This is a genomic window from Streptosporangium sp. CA-135522 (assembly GCF_050949235.1).
GTDB lineage: Bacteria > Actinomycetota > Actinomycetes > Streptosporangiales > Streptosporangiaceae > Streptosporangium.
In genome coordinates, this window is the sequence record NZ_CP192026.1 from 671,013 (window position 1) to 697,212 (window position 26,200).

General features: G+C 68.9%; 26 protein-coding genes. 23 read left to right on the forward strand and 3 right to left on the reverse strand.

What is annotated here, in order from left to right; translation table 11 throughout:
• Window positions 1-11: 11 nt before the first annotated feature.
• From ACQPYK_RS03280 to ccsB, 3 genes are all read left to right on the forward strand, one after another.
• On the forward strand, window positions 12-746 hold the full coding sequence (locus ACQPYK_RS03280) for a cytochrome c biogenesis CcdA family protein (protein WP_433249929.1): 735 nt from the start codon (window positions 12-14) through the stop codon (window positions 744-746).
• Between the two features lie 83 nt (window positions 747-829).
• Window positions 830-2,488, forward strand: coding sequence for a cytochrome c biogenesis protein ResB (gene resB / locus ACQPYK_RS03285; RefSeq protein ID WP_433249932.1), 1,659 nt, complete (start codon window positions 830-832; stop codon window positions 2,486-2,488).
• Complete coding sequence (ccsB, locus tag ACQPYK_RS03290) at window positions 2,478-3,452, forward strand: c-type cytochrome biogenesis protein CcsB (RefSeq protein WP_433249939.1); 975 nt, start codon at window positions 2,478-2,480, stop codon at window positions 3,450-3,452. Before resB ends, ccsB begins: the two co-directional genes overlap by 11 nt.
• A gap of 116 nt (window positions 3,453-3,568) precedes the next feature.
• Here ccsB and ACQPYK_RS03295 read toward each other — a convergent pair whose 3' ends face one another.
• The gene (locus ACQPYK_RS03295) at window positions 3,569-3,868 is read right to left on the reverse strand and encodes a PLD nuclease N-terminal domain-containing protein (protein ID WP_433249942.1); all 300 of its coding nucleotides are present in this window, start codon (window positions 3,866-3,868) and stop codon (window positions 3,569-3,571) included.
• Between the two features lie 244 nt (window positions 3,869-4,112).
• On the opposite strand from ACQPYK_RS03295, the gene ACQPYK_RS03300 reads away from it, so the two are divergent.
• Both ACQPYK_RS03300 and ACQPYK_RS03305 read left to right on the forward strand, forming a co-directional pair.
• On the forward strand, window positions 4,113-4,817 hold the full coding sequence (locus tag ACQPYK_RS03300) for a hypothetical protein (protein WP_433249945.1): 705 nt from the start codon (window positions 4,113-4,115) through the stop codon (window positions 4,815-4,817).
• Between the two features lie 10 nt (window positions 4,818-4,827).
• Complete coding sequence (locus ACQPYK_RS03305; protein ID WP_433249947.1) at window positions 4,828-5,067, forward strand: hypothetical protein; 240 nt, start codon at window positions 4,828-4,830, stop codon at window positions 5,065-5,067.
• A 138-nt stretch (window positions 5,068-5,205) separates the two neighbouring features.
• On the opposite strand, the gene ACQPYK_RS03310 is transcribed toward ACQPYK_RS03305, so the two are convergent.
• Window positions 5,206-5,445, reverse strand: a complete 240-nt coding sequence (locus ACQPYK_RS03310) for a BldC family transcriptional regulator (protein ID WP_012887349.1) — start codon at window positions 5,443-5,445, stop codon at window positions 5,206-5,208.
• 262 nt (window positions 5,446-5,707) lie between these two features.
• Between ACQPYK_RS03310 and ACQPYK_RS03315 the strand changes: the two genes are divergently transcribed.
• Complete coding sequence (locus ACQPYK_RS03315) at window positions 5,708-5,905, forward strand: DUF4229 domain-containing protein (RefSeq protein WP_433249952.1); 198 nt, start codon at window positions 5,708-5,710, stop codon at window positions 5,903-5,905.
• Here the strand turns inward: ACQPYK_RS03315 and ACQPYK_RS03320 are convergent, their stop codons facing one another.
• Entirely contained in the window at window positions 5,906-7,171 is a 1,266-nt protein-coding gene (locus ACQPYK_RS03320; protein ID WP_433249955.1) for a hypothetical protein, read from the reverse strand.
• Window positions 7,172-7,249: 78 nt separating this feature from the next.
• Here ACQPYK_RS03320 and ACQPYK_RS03325 point away from each other — a divergent pair, with 78 nt between their 5' ends.
• From ACQPYK_RS03325 to ACQPYK_RS03405, 17 genes are all read left to right on the forward strand, one after another.
• A complete protein-coding gene (locus ACQPYK_RS03325) occupies window positions 7,250-7,975 on the forward strand; it encodes a demethylmenaquinone methyltransferase (protein ID WP_433249958.1) in 726 nt (241 codons plus the stop codon).
• 149 nt (window positions 7,976-8,124) lie between these two features.
• Entirely contained in the window at window positions 8,125-9,402 is a 1,278-nt protein-coding gene (locus tag ACQPYK_RS03330; RefSeq protein ID WP_433249961.1) for a geranylgeranyl reductase family protein, read from the forward strand.
• Window positions 9,403-9,523: 121 nt separating this feature from the next.
• Window positions 9,524-9,883 (forward strand): NADH-quinone oxidoreductase subunit A, encoded by a 360-nt coding sequence (locus tag ACQPYK_RS03335; protein WP_012887354.1) that lies wholly within the window; start codon window positions 9,524-9,526, stop codon window positions 9,881-9,883.
• 2 nt (window positions 9,884-9,885) lie between these two features.
• Complete coding sequence (locus tag ACQPYK_RS03340; RefSeq protein ID WP_184755084.1) at window positions 9,886-10,437, forward strand: NuoB/complex I 20 kDa subunit family protein; 552 nt, start codon at window positions 9,886-9,888, stop codon at window positions 10,435-10,437.
• A 133-nt stretch (window positions 10,438-10,570) separates the two neighbouring features.
• Window positions 10,571-11,248, forward strand: coding sequence for an NADH-quinone oxidoreductase subunit C (locus ACQPYK_RS03345; RefSeq protein ID WP_433249966.1), 678 nt, complete (start codon window positions 10,571-10,573; stop codon window positions 11,246-11,248).
• The gene (locus tag ACQPYK_RS03350) at window positions 11,245-12,570 is read left to right on the forward strand and encodes an NADH-quinone oxidoreductase subunit D (protein ID WP_433249969.1); all 1,326 of its coding nucleotides are present in this window, start codon (window positions 11,245-11,247) and stop codon (window positions 12,568-12,570) included. The genes ACQPYK_RS03345 and ACQPYK_RS03350 overlap by 4 nt, the downstream gene beginning before the upstream one ends.
• 86 nt (window positions 12,571-12,656) lie before the next feature.
• Window positions 12,657-13,316, forward strand: a complete 660-nt coding sequence (gene nuoE, locus ACQPYK_RS03355; RefSeq protein ID WP_433258689.1) for an NADH-quinone oxidoreductase subunit NuoE — start codon at window positions 12,657-12,659, stop codon at window positions 13,314-13,316.
• Entirely contained in the window at window positions 13,313-14,599 is a 1,287-nt protein-coding gene (gene nuoF / locus ACQPYK_RS03360) for an NADH-quinone oxidoreductase subunit NuoF (protein ID WP_433249972.1), read from the forward strand. Before nuoE ends, nuoF begins: the two co-directional genes overlap by 4 nt.
• 67 nt (window positions 14,600-14,666) lie before the next feature.
• A complete protein-coding gene (locus ACQPYK_RS03365; RefSeq protein ID WP_433249975.1) occupies window positions 14,667-17,090 on the forward strand; it encodes an NADH-quinone oxidoreductase subunit G in 2,424 nt (807 codons plus the stop codon).
• The gene (gene nuoH, locus ACQPYK_RS03370; protein ID WP_433249978.1) at window positions 17,087-18,433 is read left to right on the forward strand and encodes an NADH-quinone oxidoreductase subunit NuoH; all 1,347 of its coding nucleotides are present in this window, start codon (window positions 17,087-17,089) and stop codon (window positions 18,431-18,433) included. The genes ACQPYK_RS03365 and nuoH overlap by 4 nt, the downstream gene beginning before the upstream one ends.
• Complete coding sequence (gene nuoI, locus ACQPYK_RS03375; RefSeq protein WP_433249981.1) at window positions 18,420-18,935, forward strand: NADH-quinone oxidoreductase subunit NuoI; 516 nt, start codon at window positions 18,420-18,422, stop codon at window positions 18,933-18,935. The genes nuoH and nuoI overlap by 14 nt, the downstream gene beginning before the upstream one ends.
• Window positions 18,928-19,740: an NADH-quinone oxidoreductase subunit J gene (locus ACQPYK_RS03380; protein ID WP_433249984.1), complete on the forward strand. Its 813-nt coding sequence runs from the start codon at window positions 18,928-18,930 to the stop codon at window positions 19,738-19,740. The genes nuoI and ACQPYK_RS03380 overlap by 8 nt, the downstream gene beginning before the upstream one ends.
• The gene (gene nuoK / locus ACQPYK_RS03385) at window positions 19,737-20,033 is read left to right on the forward strand and encodes an NADH-quinone oxidoreductase subunit NuoK (protein ID WP_306860411.1); all 297 of its coding nucleotides are present in this window, start codon (window positions 19,737-19,739) and stop codon (window positions 20,031-20,033) included. The genes ACQPYK_RS03380 and nuoK overlap by 4 nt, the downstream gene beginning before the upstream one ends.
• A gap of 70 nt (window positions 20,034-20,103) precedes the next feature.
• On the forward strand, window positions 20,104-21,945 hold the full coding sequence (nuoL, locus tag ACQPYK_RS03390) for an NADH-quinone oxidoreductase subunit L (RefSeq protein ID WP_433258691.1): 1,842 nt from the start codon (window positions 20,104-20,106) through the stop codon (window positions 21,943-21,945).
• Entirely contained in the window at window positions 21,945-23,474 is a 1,530-nt protein-coding gene (locus tag ACQPYK_RS03395; protein WP_433249988.1) for an NADH-quinone oxidoreductase subunit M, read from the forward strand. Before nuoL ends, ACQPYK_RS03395 begins: the two co-directional genes overlap by 1 nt.
• Entirely contained in the window at window positions 23,471-25,021 is a 1,551-nt protein-coding gene (nuoN, locus tag ACQPYK_RS03400) for an NADH-quinone oxidoreductase subunit NuoN (RefSeq protein WP_433249991.1), read from the forward strand. Before ACQPYK_RS03395 ends, nuoN begins: the two co-directional genes overlap by 4 nt.
• Window positions 25,022-25,035: 14 nt before the next feature.
• Complete coding sequence (locus ACQPYK_RS03405; RefSeq protein WP_433249994.1) at window positions 25,036-26,031, forward strand: polyprenyl synthetase family protein; 996 nt, start codon at window positions 25,036-25,038, stop codon at window positions 26,029-26,031.
• Window positions 26,032-26,200 lie beyond the last annotated feature (169 nt).

Here is a 26,200-nt window from a genome sequence, read left to right on the forward strand (position 1 = left end):
GTGGACTCACGATGAGCGCTGATCTGGCGAGCACGGTGGCGAGCGGCTCGCTCGTCCTCGCGTTGCCGATCGCGGTGGCGGCCGGTCTGGTCTCCTTCCTCTCCCCGTGTGTCCTGCCCCTGGTCCCCGGCTACCTGTCGTATGTGACCGGGATGAGCGCCGACCCCAGACGGGGGCGCATGGTCGCGGGCATCGCGCTGTTCGTCCTCGGCTTCGCCGCGGTGTTCGTGGCGGGCGGGGCGCTCTTCGGCGGGCTGGGCAGAGCACTGCTCGGCAACGCCGACATCATCACCCGGGTGCTGGGCGCGCTCACCATCGTGCTGGGCCTGGCCTTCATGGGGGTCATCCCGGGTCTGCAGCGCGACTTCCGCATCCACCGCCTTCCGGCCGCGGGGCTCGCCGGGGCGCCGCTGCTCGGCGTGGTGTTCGGCCTCGGCTGGACCCCCTGCATCGGCCCGACCCTCGGCGTCGTGCTCACGCTCGGCCTCACCGAGGGCAGCGCCGGACGCGGCGCGTTGCTCGCCTTCGCCTACGCCCTCGGTCTGGGCCTGCCGTTCCTGGCGGCCGGGCTGGCCTACCGCAAGGCCCTGCACACCTTCAAGGCGATCCGCCGCCACTCGCCGCTGATCACCCGTGTGGGCGGGGCCATGCTGGTGACGGTCGGCCTGCTGCTCGTCACCGGGCTCTGGGGAGAGCTCATCGTGACGATGCAGGGATGGGTCGGCGGATTCGAGCCGGTGATCTGATGAAGGAAACCGAGCGGGTCGCCGGAGGGCGAGCGGTGCGCGAAACCAGTCCCGAGCCGACGAGCAGCCGAGCGAGTGCGAGCGTGAACACGACTCTGACCGAGAACAGGCCCGAGGCGCGGCCCGCCCAGCTCGGCCCCGTGGGGTGGGCGCGCTGGTTCTGGCGCACGCTCACGTCGATGAAGACCGCGCTGATCCTGCTGTTCCTGTTCGCCCTCGCCTCGATCCCGGGGTCGATCTGGCCGCAGCGCGGCGTCTCCGACGCCAAGGTCGCCCAATACTTCACCGACAGCCCGCGTGCGGCCGAGTGGCTGGACCGGTTCTGGCTGTTCGACGTGTTCAAGGCGCCGTGGTTCGCCGCGATCTACCTGCTGCTGTTCCTCTCGCTGATCGGCTGCGTGCTCCCGCGCACCACGGCTCACCTGCGCGAGCTGCGCAGGAAGCCGCCCGCGCCGCCGCGCAACCTGGTCCGGCTGCCCCAGTACGCCTCCTTCGACGGTGATCTGACCGTCGAGGAGGCGGCGGCGCGTCTGCGCGCCAAGCGCTTCCGGGTGACCACGGGCCCCGGCTGGGTCGCGGGGGAGAAGGGCTATCTGCGCGAGACCGGCAACCTGCTGTTCCACGTCGCGCTGCTCGGGCTGCTGGTCGCGGTCGGGGTGGGCGCGCTGTACGGCTACCGCGGCAACGTGCTGGTCGTGGAGGGGGACGGGTTCGCCAACACGGTCGCGGCCTACGACCGCTACATGCCCGGCCAGCAGGTGAACGCCGAGTCGCTGGAGCCGTTCTCCTTCACCCTCGACGACTTCCAGGCCAGCTACATCGCCCGGGGCGAGCGGCAGGGCCAGCCCCTGGACTTCGCGGCGAAGCTCAAGGTCGCCGACGCCCCCGGGGCGCCCGAGCGCGACTACGTCCTCAAGGTCAACGAGCCGCTGACCGTCAGGGGCACGCTGACCTACCTGATCGACCACGGGTACGCGCCCACCTTCAAGATCACGGATGGCAAGGGGCAGGTCGCCTTCGACGGCCCGGTGCCGTGCCTGGTCGTCCAGCCGGCCAACTTCACCTCCGAATGCGTGATCAAGGTGCCGGACGCCCAGCCGCAACAGCTGGGCCTCCTGGTGGCCTTCCGTCCGACGACCGTGCCGATGGACGGCGACTGGGTGTCGGTCTTCCCCGGCGCGGCCAACCCCACGGCCCAGGTGTACGGCGCGTTCGCCGGTGACCTGGGCATGAAGAACGGCCGCCCCCAGTCGGTCTACGAGCTCGATCCGACGAGCCTGAAGAAGATGAAGCCGCTGGTCATGAAGGCCGATCCGCTGGCCGTGGGCAAGAAGCTCGACCTGCCGGGCGGCGCGGGCTCGATCGAGTTCACCGGCGTCAAGGAGTGGATCGCCCTCCAGATCGCCTACGACCCGGGCCGGGTGCCCGCGTTCGTGGCCTCCGCCCTGGCCGTCGCCGGCCTGGTGCTCTCCCTGACCGTCCGCCGCCGCAGGGTGTGGGTGCGCGTGAAGGACGCCCCGACGGGCACGCTCTCGGCGGGAGATCCGGCGGGAGACCCAGTGGGAGATCCGGCGGAGGGCTCATCGGAGGGCGAGGCGCCGGGCGGCTCCGCGAACCAGACGACACGACACCGCAAACACGTCGAGGTGGGCGGTCTGACGCGCACCGAAGGCAGCGATTTCAGCGAGGAGTTCGCCGAGATCGTCTCCGCTTTGAATCCAGGAGTGAAGGATGCCCGCTGAGGTCGACGCCGGCCTCGCCACGTTGAGCGATCAGCTCATCTTGGCGACGGTGCTGCTCTACGTCTTCGCAATGATCGGTTACGCCCTCGACCTGGGCTTCGGCCGGGCGAAGGCCAAGGCCGGGGTGCAGGCGGAACCCGCGCTCGTCGCGGTCGGCGGTGGCGCGGCCACCGCCCCGCCGGACTCCCCGCCCGCTTCCGGGCAGGAGGCGGGCCCCGTCGAGAAGGCGCCTTCCGCCTGGACGGTGTGGGCCGGTCCGGTCGCGGTCGGGCTGACCTGGCTCGGCTGGGCCACCCATCTGGCGTCCGTCCTCACCCGGGGGCTGGCCGTGGGCCGGTGGCCGTGGGGCAACATGTACGAGTTCGTGGTCGCGATGTGCCTGGCGGCGGTGAGCGCGTTCCTGTTCATGAACATCCGCTACGGGACCCGTTTCCTCGGCGCGTTCGTCACGGTGGCCGCGGCCCTCGGGCTCGGCTTCGCCGTACGGTATCTGCACGTGCAGGCCGGTCCGGTGGTGCCCGCGCTCAACTCCTACTGGGTCGCGATCCACGTGACGGCGGCGATCATCGCCAGCGGCCTGTTCATCATGGCCGGGGTCTCCGGCATCCTCTACCTGGTCAGGAAGGACACCGCCGTCCGCCTGCCGTCCCTGGCGGACCTGGACCGGGTCGCGCACCGGGCCATCGTCATCGGCTTCCCGATCTGGACCTTCGCCGTCATCGCCGGCGCCCTCTGGGCCGACCAGGCCTGGGGCCGCTACTGGGGCTGGGACCCCAAGGAGATCTGGGCCTTCATCACCTGGATCGCCTACGCCGCCTACCTGCACGCCCGGGCCACCGCGGGCTTCAAGGGCAAGGCCGCCATGATCGTGCAGCTCATCGCCTTCGGCTGCCTGATGTTCAATCTCGTCGGGGTGAACATCTTCCTCGGCGGTCTGCACTCCTACGCCGAGGTTCCGGGCTGATCGAGGCTCCGCGCGCCGGATAGGGCGAACCCCGGCGCGCTCCTTCCCGTCCCGCTCCTTCCCGTCCCGCTCCTTCCCGCTCCTTCCTGCTCCGCCGTCTCCCGTGCCGCGCTCGGCTAGTCCTCGTCGCGCAGCCGGCGGTCGAGGTCCTTGAGGAAGTCGGGATCGTCGTCGGGGCCTTTCGGCGCCTGGGGGCGCACCGGCCTGTCCTTGGGCAGGAGCGTGCGGGGCGCGTGGGGGCCGACGGGGCGGCCGAGCAGTAACCAGAACAGGCCGCCGACGGGCGGCAGCAGCACGATGATGATCACCCACAGGAGTTTGGGCAGGTTTCTGGCTTCCTCGTCCGGCGTGGTGATGGCGTCGAACAAGCAGTAGAGCCAGAAGGCGAGCAGTGCCAGACCGACAAGCAGGGGCATGCCCGAACTGTAAGCCATCCGGCGCCGAGGTGTGGCAACGCTTCCGTTCCGGGTGACTGGCGAAGATCTGCGTCGTACGGTGGGACCTGTTGCCACTTCCCCTGGGGGTGTGATGGCGAATTCGGCGGACAAAGGCCGTCATCGACGACGCTGGTGGCAGCGGGGCCCATCGCAGCGTACTGACAGTGCCGTCAGGGAGACACCGCGTGAGATCCCTCCCCCGATCGAGCGGCGGGCGGGGACCGTGACGGCCCCGGTGGTGGACCGCCCGCAGTACACCTGGCGGGACTTCGAGCTGGAGGACGAGCGCCCCAGAGCCCGCCCCAATGCTCCGGACCTGCCCGACCTGGGTGACGGCCTGCGGCACTGTGGCAGCCTTGAGCGCATCCTGCACCGTCAGTGGGATTCCTGGCAGGGGCCGCCGTCCCCCGAGGTCGTGCGGGCGGTGGAGAGCCTCGCCAGGCTGCCGGACCGGCTGAAGGACAAGCTGGCCGACGGCCTGCAGGGCATATACGTCGGCGAGGGCGGGGTCCCCGACCTGGACGACATGGGCTACCTGCGCGGTGCTCCGCTGCCCTCGGGCCGGGCCACCTGGGACATCTGCGCCGGAGCCTACGGCGACCGGAAGATCGTGGTGGGGGACCGGCCCTCGCCCACTCCCGACGTGATGATGCACGAGGTCGGCCATGCTCTGGACGACGTGGACGCGCCCCACGGGGACTGGGTCTCGGACTCGCCGGAGTTCGCCGCCCTCTACGAGCGGTGCGTCCCCGTGCTGACCTCGGGCTTCCACCGCCAGGCGGGGGAGCTGGGTCGCAGGGAGTTCTTCGCCGACGCCTTCGCCGCCATCGCCTCCCGGCAGCGCCCCGCCCTGGTGGACATGCTGGGCGGCGACACGCGGATGGCGCTCAATGTCATGTTGTTCTTCAACCGGCGTTACGGAATCTAGGTGATCTGGGATGTACGTCATCCGGCTCGCTGACGGGACTTTGCGAGTGCCGCAGAGCCTGTCCAGCGATGACGGGCGTCTGATCGGTGACGCGTACGTGGAGCTCTCGCCGGGGGATCCGGACTACGACCGCTGGCTGCCCGAGGCGCTCACCGAGGAGGAGTCGGCACGGCGGCGGCTGCGCTGGCTTGAGGACAACGACGAGCTGGAGCGGGAGTTCCTGGCCTTCAAGGCCGAGCAGGACAGCTAGCGCCAGGGAGTGGCGGCCGGTCACGGGGAGGCTGCCCGATTCTTGCGGGGCGGTGCGCGGAGTCGTACGACTCCACGGTGACCCTGCGGCTTCCGGGTAAGGCGCGCAGGATCACCGATGGTGTGACGTCATAAGTCGTCAGACGCGCGGGGACTCGCCTGCCGGCCGTTCGGCCGTCAGTACGTCCTCTCCACGCAGAAGGGCGTGCACTTCCGATTCACGGAACCGCCGGTGCCCTCCGGGGGTACGGATGCTGCTGATACGGCCTGCCGCGGCCCAGCGTGTAACCGTCTTTGGGTCGACCCGGAAGAGGGCGGCAACCTCTCCGGGCGTCAGCAGACGCTCGCTGCTACTCTCCACAATCTCTCCCCCTCGCATCCCGCTTCCTGCCAGCGGGCGGACAGGTAACCAGTGTGCCGAGCGAAGCCTGATTTATCCGTGCTTTTCATCAAAGATCACGGGTTGTTATCGACTGACTGCCCGATTGTTATATGATAGAGCCTCTTTGAGACTCTCGTGGTTGTTTCTTTACGAAACACATCTGTTGGGCAGACTAGCAGCGCTCGTGCCTGATGCGAAGAGCGTCCGCTCCGTCTTCATGGTCGTGCTCAGGCGGACACAGTGACGTAACCTCGACGCTGTGCATCCTGTCTTCGTTTACACCGCGTCCCGGATAGGTCTGCTGCTTGTGACCACCGGTGTGCTCTATCTCCTCGGCCTGCGTCAGCCATTGATCCTTCTGGTCGCCGCATTCCTGGTCAGTGGTGTGGCCAGTTACGTCCTGCTGTCCAAGCAGCGCGACGCGGTGAGTGCGCGAATCGCCAAGAATCGGGAGTGATCACGGCAAGGGGAACATGCCGACTCGGGCATGGTACTCGTGGCCGAGCCGCGTTGTGTCGCTACCAACCAGTAGCCCGCCGCGGTGGGCCAGGAATGCCTTGACGCCGATTCCGCGAGCCCTCGTCGGATTCCACTTCAGCGCCTTCCCGGTCCGCGGGTGGATCGCCCCGATGCCCGGCCGTTCCACCGCGCCCGGCCCCGCCGAGTCGCGGCCGAAGGGGTTGTCCAGCCAGCGCTGGTGGCCGCCCACGTAGACGGCCGCCCCGGTGACCGCCACCGAGTAGAGGGAGTCGCCGCCGGTGTGGTTCACCCACGTCGGGCTCACCTCGCCCCGGGCGTAGGTCTCGAAGCGCGCGGCGGTGTCGCACATCTTCCCGGTCACGGTGCTCCCGGCCTCCGAAGGCCCGCCGGTCGTGACGACCGCGAAATAGCTGCCGTCGGGCGCGAAGTCCAGGCCCCTGACATAGCTCGGGAAGACCTCCAGGCAGTCGGCGGCGTAGGCGTCGGTCCGCCAGTCGGCGACCTTCGCGGGCAGGGCGCCGACGTCGATCAGACCGAGTTGGGGACGCGGCAACCCGTCGAGGGTGGTGAAGTCGCCGTCGACCGCCAGCCGGTCCCGGCCCAGCGACAGCGCCTGCACCTTGACCCGGCCACCCCGGGACATGCCCGGCTGGATCGCGAAGCCCGGGTCCACCGCGCCGGTGGCGGCGTCCAGCCGGGCGAGGGCCGTACGAAAGGCGCGGCCCACCCCGATGAAGTCGCCGCCCACGTAGAGCTGCGAGCCACGCCGGGCCAGGCTGGTGACCACGCCTCCGTGGACCGGGGCGTCGAAGCCGGTCACCGGCGAGCCGTCCGACAGGCGCAGCAGGGCCAGGCCCCGGGTCCGCGCGTCGCCGGCGGCCGCGAACTCGCCGCCGGCGTAGACGGTGTCGCCGGTGCCCGCGGCCAGCGCGTTGACCGGGCGGTCGAGGCGTGGTTCGAAGCCGGGCACGACCCGCCCGGTGGCCAGGTCGTAGGCGAAGATGTTGGCGCGGCTGAGGACCGTCTCGCTCCCGGCGTCGCGCACCCGGCTGAACGAGCCGCCGACCACCACCGTGCCGCCCACCAGGGTGATGGCGTTGACGATCCCGTCGAGCACGTGCGGGGTGGTGTTCACCGGGTCGGCCGAGACGACCCTGCTGTGCTTCGTGGTGCCGGCGGCGGCGACTCCGGTAGGGACCAGCATCAAGGCCGCGGCCAGTACGGAAGTGGTTCTGGCAAACATTCGGCAATTTCTAGCAGACTCTTGGTAATCAAGCGGCTACTTTCCGTGGATTGTCCGAGCAGCCCTAGGCTTGTCCTCATGACGCGCGCTTCGCTGGACAAGCAACCGCATGAGGTCGCCGCGATGTTCGATCGCACGGCCCGGCGATACGACCTGGTCAACGACGTTATCTCTCTCGGGCAGGTCCGGCTGTGGCGCAAGGCGGCCGCGGCGGCCGTCGACGCGGGTCCCGGGGAGCTCGTCCTCGACCTCGGGGCCGGCACCGGCACCTCCACCGACGCCTTCACCACGCTGGGCGCCAGGGCGATCGCCTCGGACTTCTCGCTGGGCATGCTGCGCACGGGCGTGCGGCGGCGCGGTGGCTCCGGCCTGTCGGGCGGCGGTGTGCGGGGCGTCACCTTCGTCGCCGGTGACGCGCTGCGGCTGCCCTTCGCCGACGAGGTCTTCGACGCGGTGACGATCTCGACCGCGCTGCGCAACGTCCACGACACCGATCAGGCGCTGCGCGAGATGCTCCGGGTCGCCAAGCCGGGAGCGCGCCTGGTGATCCTCGAGTTCTCCCACCCGACGAACAAGTCGTTCGACCTGATCTACTCCCAGTACCTCATGAGGCTGATGCCGCAGGCCGCCAAGTTGGTCGGTTCCAACGACGACTCCTACGAGTATCTGGCGGAGTCGATCAGGGAGTGGCCCGACCAGGCCGCCCTGGCGAAGGTCATTCAGGGGGCGGGCTGGGAACGGGTCGCCTGGCGCAACCTCACCCTCGGCATCGTGGCGCTTCATCGTGCATATAAGCCCGCATAGAAGATTCGCAGGCGATAGCCGTACCCGACTGACACTTCGCCCCTCAAAGGGGTTAGACTTCGGGCCGACAAGTTTGTGAAGACCTTCACAAAGGAACGAAGGGCCCCTCACCCCGAGGCCGTTGAAGCTTGTAGGACAGGACAGGTCCCGTGACCGTGCCAGCCGCCGTACAGCGGAATGTCGCTGAGGCTGACGCCGACGTCATCGTCGTCGGCGCCGGGCCCGCCGGTTCGACAACCGCTTTCCATCTCGCACAGGCCGGGCTCGACGTCCTGTTGCTGGAGAAGACCACATTCCCCCGTGAGAAGGTCTGCGGCGACGGGCTGACGCCCCGAGCGGTCAAGCAGCTCATCGCCATGGGGATCGACATCGACGCTCCCGGCTGGGTCAGGAACAAGGGCCTGCGCGTGGTCGGTGGCGGGATGCGCTTCGAGCTCGACTGGCCCGAACTGTCCAGCTACCCCGACTTCGGCCTGGTCCGCACCCGGCAGGACTTCGACGAGATCCTGGCGGGCAACGCGGTGCGCGGCGGGGTCCGCCTGCTGCAGGGGGTCAACGTCACCGCGCCGATCCTCGACGACCGCAGCGGCCACATCGTGGGCGTGGTCGCCAAGAAGGACGGCGAGGAGGTCTCCTACCGCTCCCGCCTGGTGGTCGCCGCCGACGGCAACTCCACCCGGATCTCCCTGGCGATGGGGCTGCACAAGCGCGAGGACCGCCCGATGGGCGTCGCCGTGCGGACCTACTTCGAGAGCCCGCGCCACGACGACGACTATCTGGAGACCTGGCTGGAGCTGTGGGACGGCGACACGCTGCTGCCCGGCTACGGCTGGATCTTCGGCGTCGGCGACGGCACGTCCAACGTGGGCCTGGGACTGCTCAACACCTCCGAGTCCTTCAAGGGCATGGACTACCGCGACCTGCTCAAGCGCTGGGTCAAGGGCATGCCCCCGGAGTGGGGCTACGTCGAGGAGAACATGACCACCCCCATCAGGGGGGCGGCGCTGCCGATGGCCTTCAACCGCCAGCCGCACTACACGCGAGGGCTGGTGCTGGTCGGCGACGCGGGCGGCATGATCAACCCGTTCAACGGCGAGGGCATCGCCTACGCCATGGAGACCGGTCAGATCGCGGCCGAGACCATCGTCCAGGCGCTGGCCAGGGCGACCTCCGCCCAGCGCGAGCGCGTGCTGCGCGCCTATCCGCAGACGCTGAAGGACGCCTACGGCGGCTACTTCACCCTGGGCCGGGGCTTCGTGGAGCTCATCGGCCACCGCGGGGTGATGGACTTCTTCACCCGTCACGCGCTGCCGCACCCCCACCTGATGCGCTTCGCGCTCAAACTCCTTGCTAATCTCACGGACCGGCGAGGCGATGCGTCAGATCGCATCATCAACGCTCTGTCGAAGGTCGCGCCACCGGCATGACCGCATCGGACGCCTTCGCACGTGGAACCAGAGCGATGACCCCCCTGCATAAACTTGCAAAACAAAACAACATGATGAGCTGCGCGCCGGCGCGCGTGGAGATGGGAGAGGAGGCGTAGCGATGGAGCTGTATGCACCCATCCTGGTGCTCGCCGTTCTCGCGGCGGGATTTGCGGTCTTCTCAGTGACGATCGCACCCTTCACCGGTCCCAGGCGTTGGAACCGCGCGAAGCTCGACGCCTATGAATGCGGTATCGAGCCGACGCCCCAGCCGGTCGGTGGCGGTCGCTTCCCGCTGAAGTACATGATCACCGCGATGCTCTTCATCGTGTTCGACATCGAGATCATCTTCCTCTACCCGTGGGCGGTCGCGTTCGACCAGCTCGGCATGTTCGGGTTGGTCGAGATGGTGTTGTTCATCGTCACCGTGCTCGTGGCCTACGCGTACGTGTGGCGCCGCAAGGGTCTGGACTGGGACTAGATATGGGTCTTGAAGAGAAACTTCCGAGCGGGTTCATGCTCAGCACGGTCGAGCAGGTCGCCGGCTGGGCGCGCAAGAACTCCGTGTGGCCGGCGACCTTCGGTCTGGCCTGCTGCGCCATCGAGCTGATGTCCACCGGTGGTCCCAAGCACGACCTGGCGCGCTTCGGCATGGAGCGCGCCTCGGCGTCTCCGCGCCAGGCCGATCTGATGATCGTGGCGGGCCGGCTGTCCCAGAAGATGGCCCCGGTGCTGCGCCAGATCTACGACCAGATGGCCGAGCCCAAGTGGGTCATCGCCATGGGCGTCTGCGCCTCCAGCGGCGGCATGTTCAACAACTACGCCATCGTGCAGGGCGTGGACCACGTCGTCCCCGTCGACATCTACCTGCCCGGCTGCCCGCCGCGGCCCGAGATGCTCATCGACGCGATCGTGAAGCTGCACGACAAGATCCAGAACATGAAGTTCGGCGCGCACCGCGCCAAGCAGATCGACGAGCTCGAACTGCAGGCGCTGCGGACGCTCCCGCTGATCGACCAGGGAACCGCCAAATGAGCTGGAGCGAATCCGACGCAGCGAACGAGGAGCGGTGAGGGACCGATGAGCTGGAGCGAATCCGACGCAGTGAGCGCAGCGGTCCGCGAGGTACGAGTGGCCCGCGCAGCGAACGAGGAGCGGTGAGGGACCGATGAGCACGGACAATCTCCCCGACGTCCCCGAGGAGCCGATCGCCCACCTGGGCATGTTCGGCGCCAAGGGCACCGGTGACACCTCCGGTTACGGTCGCCTGGTCGTACGGCGCCAGGCTCAGCTGTCGACTCCCCGCCCCTACGGCGGCTATTTCGACACCGTCGCCGACGAACTGGAGCGCGCGCTGGGCGGCGACCTCGGCGACGCGATCGAGCGCGTGGTCGTCGACCGCGGCGAGCTGACCTTCCACGTCAAGCGCGAGCGCCTGCTGGAGGTCGCCAGGATCCTGCGCGACGACCCGGCCCTGCGCTTCGAGCTGTCGCTCGGCGTCTCCGGCGTGCACTACCCCCACCTCGAAGGGGAGGAGCTGCGCGCGGTGATCCACCTGTGCTCGATCACGCACAACCGGCGCCTGCGCCTTGAGGTGTCCTGCCCCGACGCCGACCCGCACATCCCCTCCACGGTCTCGGTCTACCCGACCCACGACTGGCACGAGCGGGAGACGTGGGACTTCTTCGGGATCGTCTTCGACGGTCACCCGGCGCTGACCCGCATCATGATGCCCGACGACTGGGACGGTCACCCCCAGCGCAAGGACTACCCGCTGGGCGGCATTCCGGTCGAGTACCGCGGTGCCCAGGTCCCCGCGCCGGACCAGAGGAGGTCTTACAAGTGAGTGCTTCCTACGAGGAGGCGACCGAGGGCAAGGTCTACACCGTCTCCGGCAACGACTGGACGGAACTGGTCGAGACCCTCACCGGCCAGCAGGACGAGCAGCTCGTCATCAACATGGGCCCGCAGCACCCGTCCACGCACGGCGTGCTCCGCCTGGTCCTGAACCTGGACGGCGAGACGGTCACCGAGGCCCGCACGGTCATCGGCTACCTGCACACCGGCATCGAGAAGAACATCGAGTTCCGGACGTGGACCCAGGGGACCACCTTCGTCACCCGGATGGACTACCTGGCGCCGATCTTCAACGAGACGGCCTACTGCCTGGGCGTCGAGAAGCTGCTGGGCATCACCGACCGCATCCCCGAGCGGGCCCAGGCCATCCGCGTGATGATGATGGAGCTCACCCGCATCTCCTCTCACATGGTGGCCATCGGCACCTTCGGGATGGAGCTGGGCGCGACCACGCCGTTCCTCTTCGGGTCCCGCGAGCGCGAGATGGTGCTCGACGTGATGGAGTACATCACCGGCCTGCGGATGAACATGGCCTACATCCGGCCCGGCGGCGTCTCCGTCGATCTCCCGGCCGGCGCCGTGGACAAGGTCGGCGAGCTGCTCAAGGTCATGCCGGGGCGCATCAAGGACATGCGCAAGATGCTCGACGCGAACCCGGTCTACCTGGCCCGCACCAAGGACGTCGCCTACCTCGACCTCACCGGCTGCATGGCGCTGGGCGTCACCGGCCCGATGCTGCGGGCCGCGGGCCTGCCCTGGGACCTGCGTAAGTCGCAGCCCTACTGCGGCTACGAGACCTACGAGTTCGACGTCCCGACCGAGAAGACCGCCGACGTCTACGGCCGCTACCTGGTGCGCGTGGCCGAGATGGAGGAGTCGCTCAAGATCATTGAGCAGGCTCTGGACCGCCTGTCCGGCCCGCTCAAGGGCGACCGCGTCATGGTGGACGACAAGAAGATCGGCTGGCCCGCGCAGCTCGCGCTCGGCCCCGACGGTCTGGGCAACTCGCCCGACCACATCGCGCACATCATGAGCGGTTCGATGGAAGCGCTGATCCACCACTTCAAGCTGGTGACCGAGGGCTTCCGGGTCCCGGCCGGGCAGGCCTACGCCTCGGTCGAGTCGCCCCGCGGCGAACTCGGCGCCCACGTGGTCAGCGACGGCGGCACCCGGCCCTACCGCGTGCACTTCCGCGACCCGTCGTTCACGAACCTGCAGGCCATGCCCGCGACGTGTGAGGGCGGCATGGTCGCCGACGTCATCTCGGCAGTGGCTTCGATCGACCCCGTCATGGGAGGTGTGGACCGTTGAGCGGCGAGCCGACGAGTGAGCGGAGTGGTCGGCCGAGGAACGAGGCCGCCCGCGTAGCGAATGAGGAGGGGAGCGCGACCATGGGCATCGGGTACACACCGGAAGTCCGCGAGCGTCTGGAACGGGACGCCAAGGAGATCATCGGCCGCTATCCCAAGCCCCGGTCGGCCCTGCTGCCCCTGCTGCACCTGGTGCAGTCGGAGGACGGCTACGTCTCCGACGACGGCCAGGAGTTCTGCGCCGAGATGCTCGGCCTGAGCAAGGCCGAGGTCGTGGGCGTGTCCACCTTCTACACGATGTACAAGCGCAAGCCGATGGGCGACTACCACGTCGGGGTGTGCATCAACACGCTGTGCGCGGTCATGGGCGGCGACCAGATCTGGGACGAGCTGTCCGAGCACGTCGGCGTCGGTCACGACGAGACGACCCCGGACGGGAAGGTCTCGCTCGAGCGGCTGGAGTGCAACGCCGCCTGCGACTTCGCCCCGGTGATGATGGTCAACTGGGAGTTCTTCGACAACCAGACCCCCGCCTCGGCCAAGCAGCTCGTCGACGACCTGAGGGACGGCAAGGAGATCTCGCCGACCCGCGGCCCCAAGAAGCTGTGCTCCTTCAAGGAGGCCTCGCGGGTGCTGTCCGGGCTGCCCGACGGCCTGGCCGGTGACGGTCCCTCGGCGAGCGGCCCCTCCCTGGAGGGCCTCAAGATCGCCAAGGCCAACGGATGGAAGGCCCCCGAGGCACCATGACGACTCTCACCCCGGTCCTCACCGCGAACTGGGACCAGCCCAACTCCTTCACCCTGGAGGGCTACGGCGACTACTCGGCGGCCAAGAAGGCGCTGAGCATGGACCCCGACGCCGTCATCCAGGCCGTCAAGGACTCCGGCCTGCGCGGCCGTGGCGGCGCGGGCTTCCCCACCGGCATGAAATGGGGCTTCATCCCCCAGGGCGACGGCAAGCCGCACTATTTGGTGGTCAACGCCGACGAGTCCGAGCCGGGCACCTGCAAGGACATCCCGCTGATGATGGCCAACCCGCACTCGCTGGTCGAGGGCGTCATCATCACCTCCTACGCCATCCGCGCCAACCACGCCTTCATCTACGTGCGCGGCGAGGTGCTGCACGTCATCCGCCGCCTGCAGGCGGCCGTGGCCGAGGCCTACGACAAGGGCCTGCTCGGCAAGGACCTCTTCGGCTCCGGCTTCGACCTGGAGCTCGTGGTCCACAGCGGAGCGGGCGCCTACATCTGCGGGGAGGAGACGGCGCTGCTGGACTCCCTGGAGGGCTATCGCGGCCAACCTCGGCTCAAGCCCCCCTTCCCGGCGGTGGCGGGCCTGTACGCCTCGCCGACTGTCGTGAACAACGTGGAGTCGGTGGCGAGTGTTCCCTCGATCATCTCCAACGGCGCCGAATGGTTCGCGGGGATGGGCACCGAGAAGTCCAAGGGCTTCGGCATCTTCTCGCTGAGCGGCCACGTCACCCGCCCCGGCCAGTACGAGGCCCCGCTCGGCATCACGCTGCGCGAGCTGCTCGACATGGCGGGCGGCATCCGCGCGGGCCACCAGATCAAGTTCTGGACCCCCGGCGGGTCGAGCACGCCGATCTTCACCGACGAGCACCTCGACGTCCCGCTCGACTTCGAGTCGGTCGGCGCCAAGGGCTCCATGCTCGGCACCCGGGCCCTGCAGATCTTCGACGAGACCACCTGCGTGGTCCGCGCCGTGCTGCGGTGGACCGAGTTCTACGCGCACGAGTCCTGCGGCAAGTGCACTCCCTGCCGGGAGGGCACCTACTGGCTCAAGCAGGTGCTCAAGCGGCTGGAGAAGGGTCAGGGTACCGAGGAGGACCTGACCACGATCACCGACATCGCCGACAACATCCTGGGCCGCTCCTTCTGCGCCCTGGGCGACGGTGCCACCAGCCCCATCCACTCGTCGGTGAAGTACTTCCGCGACGAGTACCTCAAGCACTTCGAGATCGGCGGCTGCCCGTTCGATCACGCTCCGTCCACGGTGTGGGGGACCAAGTGAGCGAGCGGAGCGAGGCAACCAGCAAGCACAGCACCGTTTCGGTCATGGGGCCGACGGAGGAGGCGCCATGACCGTCGAAGCGACGACCCCGGCCCAGGCGCCGGTAGACCTGGTGACCGTCACGATCGACGGTTTCCAGGTGAGCGTCCCGAAGGGCACGATGATCATCCGGGCCGCCGAGCTGCTCGGGATCCAGATCCCGCGGTTCTGCGACCACCCGCTCCTGGAGCCGGCGGCCAACTGCCGCCAGTGTCTGGTGGACATCCCTGACGCCGGCAACGGCCGTGGCTTCCCGAAGCCGCAGCCCTCCTGCGCCATCGAGGTCGCGCCGGGCATGGTCATCCAGACCCAGCTCACCTCCCCGGTCGCGGAGAAGGCCCAGCGCGGCGTCATGGAGCTGCTGCTGCTCAACCACCCGCTGGACTGCCCGGTCTGCGACAAGGGCGGCGAGTGCCCGCTGCAGAACCAGGCCATGTCCAACGGCCAGGGCGAGAGCCGCTTCCAGGAGAAGAAGCGCACCTTCGACAAGCCGGTCGCGCTCTCCACCGAGGTGCTGCTCGACCGCGAGCGCTGCGTCCAGTGCGCCCGCTGCATCCGCTTCTCCGATGAGATCGCCGGTGACCCGCTCATCGACTTCTTCGAGCGCGGGGCCAAGGAGCAGGTCGGTGCGGCCGACGGCCGGCCGTTCGAGTCCTACTTCTCGGGCAACACCGTCCAGATCTGCCCGGTGGGCGCGCTGACCGGCGCCGCCTACCGGTTCCAGGCCCGCCCGTTCGACCTGGTCTCCACGCCCAGCGCGTGCGAGCACTGCGCCAGCGGCTGCTCGCTGCGCACCGACCACCGCCGGGGCAAGGTCACCCGCCGGCTCGCCGGGGACGACCCGGAGGTCAACGAGGAGTGGAACTGCGACAAGGGCCGCTGGGCCTTCACCTACGCGACCCAGCCCGACCGGCTGAAGACCCCCCTCGTCCGTGACGAGGAGGGCCACCTGGTGCCGGCCTCCTGGCCCGAGGCGCTCGCCGCCGCGGCCAAGGGCCTGGCCGCGGCCCGCGGCAGGGCCGGTGTGCTGGTCGGCGGACGCGTCACCGTCGAAGAGGCCTACGGCTACGCCAAGTTCGCCCGGATCGCGCTCGGCACCAACGACGTCGACTTCCGGTCCCGGCCCCACTCGGCGGAGGAGGCGCGGTTCCTCGCGCACGCCGTCGCCGGCAAGGGCATCGAGATCCGTTACAGCGACCTGGAGAAGGCTCCGGCCGTGCTCCTGGTGGGCTTCGAGCCCGAGGACGAGTCGCCGATCGTCTTCCTGCGCCTGCGCAAGGCGTGGCGGAAGAAGGGCCTGAAGGTCTTCTCGATCGCGCCGTTCGCCGGTGAGGCGCTGGCCAAGATGGGCGGCACGCTGGTGAGCGCGCTGCCCGGCGCCGAGGCCGCGGCCGTCGAGGACCTGATCTCCGGCGTCTCGCCGATCTCCGACGCGGTCAAGCAGCCGGGTGCGATCATCCTCGCCGGCGAGCGGCTCGCCACCTCGCCGGGCGCGCTGTCGGCCCTGGTACGGCTGGCCGACTCCAGCGGCGCCCGCCTGGCCTGGGTTCCGCGCCGCGCCGGTGAGCGCGGTGCCGTCGAGGCCGGCGCGCTGCCGAACCTGCTGCCGATCGGCCGCCCGGCCGACGACGAGACCGCCCGCGCCGAGGTGGCCAGGGCATGGAACGTCGCCTCGCTCCCGGAGGTCCCGGGCCGCGACACCTCCGCCATCCTGGCGGCGGCGCTGAACGAGGAGCTCGACGCCCTCGTGGTCGCCGGTGTCGACCCCTACGACCTGGCCGACCCCGAGGCCGCCCTGGCGGCTCTGGAGAACACCCCGTTCATCGTGAGCCTGGAGCAGCGCGCCAGCGCGGTCACCGACCGCGCCGACGTGGTGCTGCCGGTCGCCACGGTGTCGGAGAAGGCCGGCACGTTCGTCAACTGGGAGGGGCGCGGCCGTACCTTCGAGGAGGCGCTCCCGGTCCCCGGGATCATGAGCGACCTGCGGGCCGTCTCCGCGATCGCCGACCACATGGACGTCCACCTCGGCCTGCCGGACCCCGCCGCCGCCCGCCGTGAGCTCGGCGCCATCGGCGCCTGGCGCGGCTCGCGGGCCTCTGCCCCGAGCGTCGCCGCCCGGACGGCCACCGCCCCGAAGGCGGGGGAGGCCGTCCTGGCCACCTGGCACCTGCTGCTCGACGACGGCCGCCTGCAGGACGGCGAGCCGTACCTCGCGGGCACCGCCCGGACGGGCGAGGCGCTGGTGTCGGCGGCCACCGCGGCCGAGTCCGGCGTCGCCGACGGCGACAAGATCATCGTCACCACCGAGCAGGGCTCGCTGAGCCTGCCGGTGCGGATCGCCGACCTGCCCGACAGGGTGGTGTGGCTGCCGTCGAACTCGGCCGGCCGCTCGGTGACCCGTGACCTGCGCGCCACGGCCGGTGACATCGTCAAGATCGGAAGTGCCTCATGAGGACTCTTCTAGCCGCGGCCGATCCGACCCTCGCCGACTTCGGCAAGGACCCGCTCTGGATCAGCATCATCAAGGCCGTCGTCATCTTCATCGTCCTGATGCTGGGCGTGCTCTTCGGCGTGTGGTTCGAGCGCAAGCTGATCTCCCGCATGCAGAACCGCTACGGCCCCAACCGGGCCGGGAAGTTCGGCCTGCTGCAGTCGGTGGCCGACGGCCTGAAGATGGGTCTGAAGGAAGACCTGATGCCGCGGACCGTGGACAAGGTGATCTACTTCATCGCCCCGGTCGTCCTCGCGGTCCCCGCCTTCCTGGCCTTCTCGGTCATCCCGATGGGGCCGATGGTGTCGATGTTCGGCGTCAAGACGCCGCTGCAGCTGACCGACCTGCCGGTCGCGGTGCTGCTGGTGCTGGCGATGGCCTCGATCAGCGTGTACGGCATCGTGCTCGCCGGCTGGGGGTCGCGCTCGCCGTACACGATCCTGGGCGGGTTGCGGGCCAGCGCGCAGGTGGTCTCCTACGAGATCGCGATGGGCCTGTCGTTCGTGGGCGTGTTCCTGTTCGCGGGGACGCTGTCCACCTCGGAGATCGTCAGCGCGCAGGCCTCCGGCGGCACCCTCTCCCTCGGCGGCCTCAACATCCCGATGCCCTCGTGGTACATGATCCTGCTGATCCCGTCCTTCCTGATCTACGCGATCACGATGCTGGGCGAGACCAACCGGGTGCCCTTCGACCTGCCCGAGGGCGAGGGCGAGCTGGTCGGCGGCTTCCAGACCGAATACTCCAACTCGCTGAAGTTCGCGGTCATCATGCTGGCCGAGTACGTCAACGTCTTCGTCGTCTCGGCCGTGTCGATCACCCTTTTCATGGGCGGCTGGCGGGCTCCGTTCCCGATCTCCCTGTGGGACGGGGCGAACGCCGGCTGGTGGCCGCTGCTGTGGTTCTTCCTCAAGATGGTGCTGGTCTTCTCCTTCTTCATCTGGTGCCGCGCCTCGCTGCCGCGAGTCCGCTACGACCAGCTCATGGCACTCGGCTGGAAGATCCTCATCCCGATCAACCTCGGTTGGATCCTGCTGGTGGCCACCGTCAGGGCCCTGCAGATGGACGGTGTGAACCGGTCGCTCGTGCTGATCCTGGCCGCGATCGTGCTCATCGGATGCGTCGCCGTGTGGTGGCGATTCGACAGCGTGCTGCAGAGGCGCAAGGAGGAGAAGGCCGCTCAGGTCCAGGCCGAGTTCGACCAGCTCGAAGCCGAGCCGACCGCGGGTGGCTTCCCCGTGCCGCCGCTCGACCTGCCGCACTACCACGGGGTAGAGCGCAAGGAGGTTCCCAGTGGGAGCAACTGATTGGCTGAACCCCATCAAGGGGTTCGGCGTGACCTTCCACACGATGTTCAAGAAGGTCGAGACGGTCAACTACCCCGAGGAGAAGCGGCCCACGGCTCCGCGCTTCCACGGCCGGCACCAGCTCAACCGCTGGCCCGACGGCCTGGAGAAGTGCGTCGGCTGTGAGCTCTGCGCCTGGGCCTGCCCGGCCGACGCGATCTTCGTCGAGGGTGCGGACAACACCGACGAGGAGCGGTTCTCGCCGGGCGAGCGCTACGGGCGCACCTACCAGATCAACTATCTGCGGTGCATCCTGTGCGGCCTGTGCATCGAGGCCTGCCCGACTCGCGCGCTGACCATGACCAACGAGTACGAACTCGCCGACTCCAGCCGCGAGAGCCTCATCTACACCAAGGAGATGCTGCTCGCGCCGCTCGGCCCCGGTATGGAGGCCCCGCCCCACGCCATGCGCCTCGGCGAGACCGAAGAGGACTACTACCGGCTGGGACGTAACAATGGGTGAGACCATCACGTTCTGGGTGCTGGCGGTCGTCTCGGTGTCGGCCGCCCTCGGACTCGTCTTCAGCCGCAAGGCGGTCTACTCGGCCCTCATGCTGGGCGTCGTCATGCTGTCCCTCGCGGTGCTCTACGCCGTCCAAGAGGCCCCCTTCCTCGCCGCGGTGCAGATCATCGTCTACACCGGCGCGGTCATGATGCTGTTCCTGTTCGTGCTGATGCTCGTCGGCGTGGACTCCGCCGACTCGCTGGTCGAGACGATCAAGGGGCAGCGCTTCTGGGCGGCCGTCGCGGGCCTGGGCTTCGCCGCCCTGCTCGCCCTGGGGATCGGCAACACGGTGCTCGCCCCCGCCAAGGGCATCGGCGGCGCCATCCAGGAGGCGGGCGGCAACGTCCCCGCCCTGGCCCGGCTCATCTTCACCAGGCACGTCTTCGCCTTCGAGGTCACCTCGGCGCTGCTGATCACCGCCGCGCTCGGCGCGATGGTCCTGGCCCACCGCGAGCGGATCCGGCCCAAGGCCACCCAGCGCGACCTGTCCCGCGCCCGGTTCACCGGCCCGCAGCCGTCGCCGCTGCCCGGTCCGGGCACCTACGCGCTGCACAACGCCATCGACATGCCGGCCCTGCTGCCCGACGGTTCGGTCTCGCCCAAGTCGATCAACCGAGTGCTCGCCCGGCACGACGAGGACGACGGCGTCAGGCCGACCGACCCGGCGAAGGCCGCGCTCATCAAGCAGGTCATCGCGCAGGACGTCGTCGCGAAGGAAGACGACGTCGCCGGCGAAGCGGCTCATCAGGAGGACGCCAAGTGACCACTCACTACCTGGTGCTCTCGGCGCTGCTGTTCGCGATCGGTGGCATCGGCGTGCTGACGCGGCGCAACGCGATCGTGGTGTTCATGTGCGTGGAGCTCATGCTCAACGCCTGCAACCTCGCGTTCGTCACCTTCGCCCGGCAGCACGGCAACCTGGACGGCCAGCTCATCGCGTTCTTCGTGATGGTGGTGGCCGCGGCCGAGGTCGTGATCGGCCTTGCCATCATCGTGATGATCTTCCGAACCCGCAGGTCGGCGTCGGTGGACGACGCCAACCTGCTGAAGTACTAAGAGGTGGCCGGTGCAATCTCCTGTTGAGATCGTCCAGCACTCCGGTGGAGTGATCGGGGTCTCCTGGCTGATGATCGCGCTGCCGCTGCTCGGTGCCGCGATCCTGCTGCTCGGCGGACGCCGTACCGACCGCTGGGGCCACCTCCTCGGTGTCGCCATGTCGCTGGCCGCCTTCGTGGTGGCCGTCGTCTCCTTCGTCGAGCTGCTGGGCCTGCCCGAGTCGGAGCGCCGCCGGGCGATCGAGCTGTACCAGTTCATCCCCGGCATCGCCGACATGGGGCTGCTGATCGACCCGTTGTCGATCAGCTTCGCCCTGCTGATCACCGGTGTGGGTTCGCTGATCCACATCTACTCGATCGGCTACATGTCGCACGACACCGACCGGCGCCGGTTCTTCGCCTACCTGAACCTGTTCGTCGCGGCGATGCTCCTGCTGGTGCTGTCCGACAACTACGTCGGCCTGTTCATCGGCTGGGAGGGCGTCGGTCTGGCGTCCTACCTGCTGATCGGGTTCTGGCAGTTCAAGCCCTCGGCGGCGACCGCCGCCAAGAAGGCCTTCATCGTCAACCGCGTCGGCGACTTCGGCCTGCTGATCGCGATCTTCACGATCTGGTCCACGTTCGGCTCGGTCACCTTCGGCAAGGTCTTCCCGCTCGCGGGTGAGGCCTCCGACGGCACGATGACCGCGATCGGCCTGCTGCTGCTCCTGGGCGCCTGCGGCAAGTCGGCCCAGCTCCCGCTGCAGTCGTGGCTGCTGGACGCCATGGAGGGCCCGACCCCGGTCTCGGCCCTCATCCACGCCGCGACCATGGTCACCGCCGGCGTCTACCTGGTCGTCCGCTCCGGCGCGTTCTTCGAGGCCGCCCCCACCGCGCAGCTGGTCGTGACGATCGTCGGCGTGGCCACGCTGCTGGCCGGTGCGATCATCGGTTGCGCCAAGGACGACATCAAGAAGGGCCTGGCCGGCTCGACTATGTCGCAGATCGGCTACATGATGCTCGGCGCGGGCCTCGGTCCGGTGGGCTACGCCTTCGCCATCGCGCACCTGATCACGCACGGCTTCTTCAAGGCCAACATGTTCCTCGGCGCCGGCTCGGTCATGCACGCCATGAACGAAGAGGTCGACATGCGCCGCTACGGCGGGCTGTTCTCGGTGATGAAGGTCACCGCGATCACCTTCCTCATCGGCTACCTGGCGATCATCGGCTTCCCGCTGCTGTCCGGTTACTTCACCAAGGACGGCATCATCGAGACGGCCATGGAGCACAACGAGATCCTGGGCTGGCTCGCGGTCCTGGGCGCCGGCATCACCGGCTTCTACATGTCGCGGATGGTCTTCATGACCTTCTTCGGCAAGAAGCGCTGGGCCGACGACGCCCACCCGCACGAGTCGCCCGCGGTGATGACGGTCCCGCTGATCATCCTGTCGATCGGCTCGATCGTCCTGGGTGCCTTCCTGATCCTGGGCAACCGGCTCATGCTCTTCCTCGCCCCGGCCGTCGGCCGTCCCGAGGAGCTGCCGCAGTTCCACGCCTTCAGCGCCCCGGGTCTGGCCACGCTCGCGCTGGTGGCGGTCGGCGCCGCCTTCGCCTGGTTCCGCTACGGCGCGGCCGAGGTGCCCGTGGTCGCCCCGCGCGGCTCGTTCCTCACCACGTTCGCCCGTCGTGACCTGTACGGCGACGCCCTGAACGAGACGCTGTTCATGCGCCCCGGTCAGTGGCTGGCCCGGATCGCGGTCTTCGTCGACAACCGTGGCATCGACGGCCTGGTCAACGGCCTGGCCGCGATGATCGGCGGCACCTCCGGGCGGCTGCGCCGCGTCCAGACCGGCTACGTACGGTCCTATGCGTTGTCCATTCTCTTCGGTGCCGCCGTGGTCGTTGGCGCGCTGCTCTACGTAGGGAACATGTGATGCCCTGGCTCTCGATCCTGATGGCCGTGCCCGTGCTGGGCGCGGTCGGGGTCTCCCTCACCAAGAGCGACAAGCTCGCCAAGCAACTGGCCCTCGGGGTCTCGCTGGTCGTGCTGGCGCTGACCGGTGTCGTGGCGGCCCAGTTCAACCCCTCCTCGGGGACGCGCTTCCAGTTCGCCGAGGTCTATGACTGGATTCCCCGCTTCGGCGTGCACTACGGCGTCGGCGTGGACGGCATCGCCCTGGTGCTGATCGCGCTGTCGGCGGTGCTCGTGCCGATCGTGATCCTGGCCTCCTGGCACGACGCCGACGGAACCGGGGCCGCGGCCCCGCCCAAGCGGTCGGTGAAGACCTACTTCGCGCTGCTGCTGGTGCTGGAAGCGATGATGATCGGCGTCTTCGCGGCGACCGACGTCTTCCTCTTCTATGTCTTCTTCGAAGCCATGCTGATCCCGATGTACTTCATGATCGGGTCGTACGGCGGCGCCCAGCGGTCCTACGCGGCCGTGAAGTTCCTGCTCTACTCGCTGTTCGGCGGACTGCTCATGCTGGTCGCGGTGATCGCGCTCTACGTGATCGCCGCCAAGGGCACGTTCATGTTCCCCGAGCTGGTCGGGGTCATCAAGGACCCGAACACGCAGAAGTGGCTGTTCCTCGGCTTCTTCGTCGCGTTCGCGGTCAAGGCGCCGCTGTGGCCGTTCCACACCTGGCTGCCCGACGCGGCCGCCCAGGCCCCGGCCGGCGCCGCGGTGCTGCTGGTCGGCGTGCTCGACAAGGTCGGCACCTACGGCATGCTCCGCTTCTGCCTGGAGCTGTTCCCGGACGCGGCGAAGTTCTTCACGCCGCTGGTGATCGTGCTGTCGGTCGTGGGCATCGTCTACGGCGCGATCGTGGCGATCGGCCAGACCGACATCAAGCGCCTGATCGCCTACACCTCGATCTCGCACTTCGGTTTCATCGCGCTGGGCGTCTTCGCGATGACCGCGCACGGAGGCGCCGGCGCCACCCTCTACATGGTCAACCACGGCTTCTCGACCGGCGCGCTGTTCCTGATCGCCGGATTCCTGATCTACCGCCGGGGTTCCAGCCAGATCGCCGACTACGGCGGCGTGCAGAAGGTCGCCCCGGTGCTCGCCGGAACCTTCCTGATCGCCGGCCTGTCCGGCCTGTCCCTGCCGGGCCTGTCCTCGTTCGTCAGCGAGTTCATGGTCCTGCTGGGCACCTACGAGCGCTACATGGTCCCGGCGATCATCGCCACCAGCGGTGTCGTCCTGGCGGCCATCTACATCCTGTGGATGTACCAGCGGACGATGAACGGCCCGACGGCCGAGTCGGTCAAGGGCTTCACCGACCTGAACGCCCGGGAGCGCTGGGTGGTGGCCCCGCTGATCGCGGTGATCATCGCCCTCGGCTTCTTCCCGAAGCCGGTGCTCGACGTGATCAACCCCGCGGTGGACCAGACACTGTCCAACGTCCACGTGGACAAGTTCACCCCAGCCGTCGCTGACAAGAAGGGGGCCGGGCAGTGAACGGCACCATCCAAGCTCCGACGATCGAATACGCGCTGCTGTCCCCGATGCTGATCGTGTTCGGCGCGGCGATCATCGGCGTGCTGGTCGAGGCGTTCGCGCCCCGATACCTGCGCAAGTCGATTCACGTGCCGCTCACGCTGCTGGCCCTGGTCGGCGGGTTCGTCACCACCATCCTGACGGCCGCCAACGGCCTGCCGGAGAAGGCCGCGGCGATGGGCGCGGTCGCGGTGGACGGGCCGTCCCTGTTCATCTGGGGCATCATCCTCATCCTGGCCTTCGTCAGCGTGCTGCTGATCAACGACGACGAGCAGTTCGTCGCGCAGGCGGCGGCCGTACCGGGAAGCGCCGACGAGGAGGAGGCGGTCCGCAGCGGGTTCGCCCAGACCGAGGTCTACCCGCTGCTGCTCTTCGCGGTCGGCGGCATGCTGCTCTTCCCCGCCTCCAACGACCTGCTGGTCATGTTCGTGGCCCTCGAGGTCATGTCCCTGCCGCTGTACCTGCTGTGCGGCCTGGCCCGCCGTCGCCGCCTGCTCTCGCAGGAGGCCTCGGTCAAGTACTTCCTGCTCGGCGCGTTCTCCTCGGCCTTCTTCCTGTACGGCATGGCCCTGGTCTACGGCTACGCCGGCTCGATCGACCTCAAGGCCATCGCCGGCTCGCTCAGCACGGTCGCCGGCCAGGACACGCTGCTGTTCATCGGCACCGCGATGCTCGGCGTCGGCCTGCTGTTCAAGATCGGCGCTGCGCCGTTCCAGGCATGGAAGCCCGACGTCTACCAGGGCGCGCCCACCGCGGTCACCGCCCTGATGGCCTCCACCGTGCTGGTGGCGGCCTTCGGCGCCGTGCTGCGGGTCTTCTGGGTCGCCCTTGGCGGCCTGGAGTGGAACTGGCAGCCGGTCATGTGGGGCGTGGCGATCCTGACCATGATCGTCGGTGCGGTCCTGGCCATCACCCAGACCGACATCAAGCGCATGCTCGCCTACTCCTCGGTCGCGCACGCGGGCTTCCTGCTCACCGGCGTGATCGCGATCGGTACCTTCGCGCAGAACACGCAGGCCCTGTCGGCCATCCTGTTCTACCTGGCCGCCTACGGCTTCACCACGGTCGGCGCCTTCGCGGTGGTCACCATGGTCCGCGACGCGGGCGGCGAGGCCGGGCACCTGTCCCGGTGGGCCGGCCTCGGCAAGCGCTCCCCGGTGCTGGCGGGCATCTTCGCCTTCTTCCTGCTGGCCTTCGCGGGCATCCCGCTCACCAGTGGTTTCTTCGGGAAGTACGCCGTGTTCGCGGCGGCGATCTCCGGCGGCGCACTGCCGCTGGTCATCGTGGGTGTGGTGAGCTCGGCGATCGCCGCGTTCTTCTACGTCCGCGTGATCGTGCTGATGTTCTTCAGCGAGCCGGCCGCCGACGGCCCGACCATCGCCGCGCCCACCGTGGGCACCTCGGCTGTGGTGGCCCTGGCGGCAGCGGCTACCGTAGTGCTGGGGATTTTCCCGCAGCCGGTGCTCGACCTCGCGGACCAGGCTGCGTCCGCGCTGTTCATTCGTTAGAGGAGTAAGGCTTCATGGCTGCGCCACCGGTTGTTGATCTGCCGTTCGTCGACGAGCGGTTGGCGCAGGACCTCGCGGCAGGGCTGGCCGAGGTCGAGAAGCTGCTGCGAACCTCGGTGGAGAGCGAGGACGCCTTCGTCACGGAGGCGTCCAAGCACCTCATCGAGGCGGGGGGCAAGCGGTTTCGGGCGATGCTCGTGCTGCTCGCCGCCCAGTTCGGCTCGCCGGAGGCGCCCGAGGTGGTGTCCGGGGCCGTGGTCATCGAACTGACCCATCTGGCGACGCTCTACCACGACGACGTCATGGACGAGGCTCCGGTACGCAGGGGCTCCCCGTCGGCCAACGCCCGCTGGGACAACACCGTGGCCATCCTGACCGGCGACTACCTGTTCGCCCAGGCTTCGGAGATCCTCGCCGACCTCGGCCCCGACGTCATCCGGATCCAGGCCCAGACGTTCTCCCGCCTGGTCCGCGGTCAGATCCGCGAGACCATCGGTCCCCGTTCCGGCGAGGATCCGGTGGCCCACTACATCGACGTCCTGGCCGACAAGACCGGCTCCCTCATCGCCACCTCCGGCCGGTTCGGCGCCCTGCTGAGCGGCGCCTCGCCCGAGATCGTCGAGCGCCTGACCCGGGCCTGCGAGGCGATCGGGGTGGGCTGGCAGCTCGGCGACGACCTGCTCGACGTCGCCTCCGAGTCGGTCGAGTCCGGCAAGACACCCGGCACCGACCTGCGCGAGGGCATCCGGACCCTGCCCGTGCTGTACGTCCTGGCCTCGGACGAGCCGCAGGACGCCCGCCTGCGCGAGTTGCTGGCCGGCCCGGTGGCCGAGGAGGACGTCGAGGAGACCCTGCGTCTGCTGCGCGCGAACCCGGCCATGGCCCGAGCCCGCGCGGAGCTGGCCGCCTGGGTCGACCGGGCTCGCGAGGACCTCTCCGCACTGCCGGACATCCCCGCCCGCGCCGCCTACCTCGCCCTGTGCGACTACGTCGTCGAGCGCTCCGGCTGACGACCTTCTCCCGCCCCCGGCGGTCCTTGACGGTCCGGGAGGGGCCGTGGGTCGTAGGGGGCGTACCGGCCGACGGTGTCCGGATGCTCACCGCCATCGCCCTCGCGCACGGATGTTCTACAGGTGCCGGCAAATGTTGCATGTGCATGTAGACTCTCGTCAACTCTGA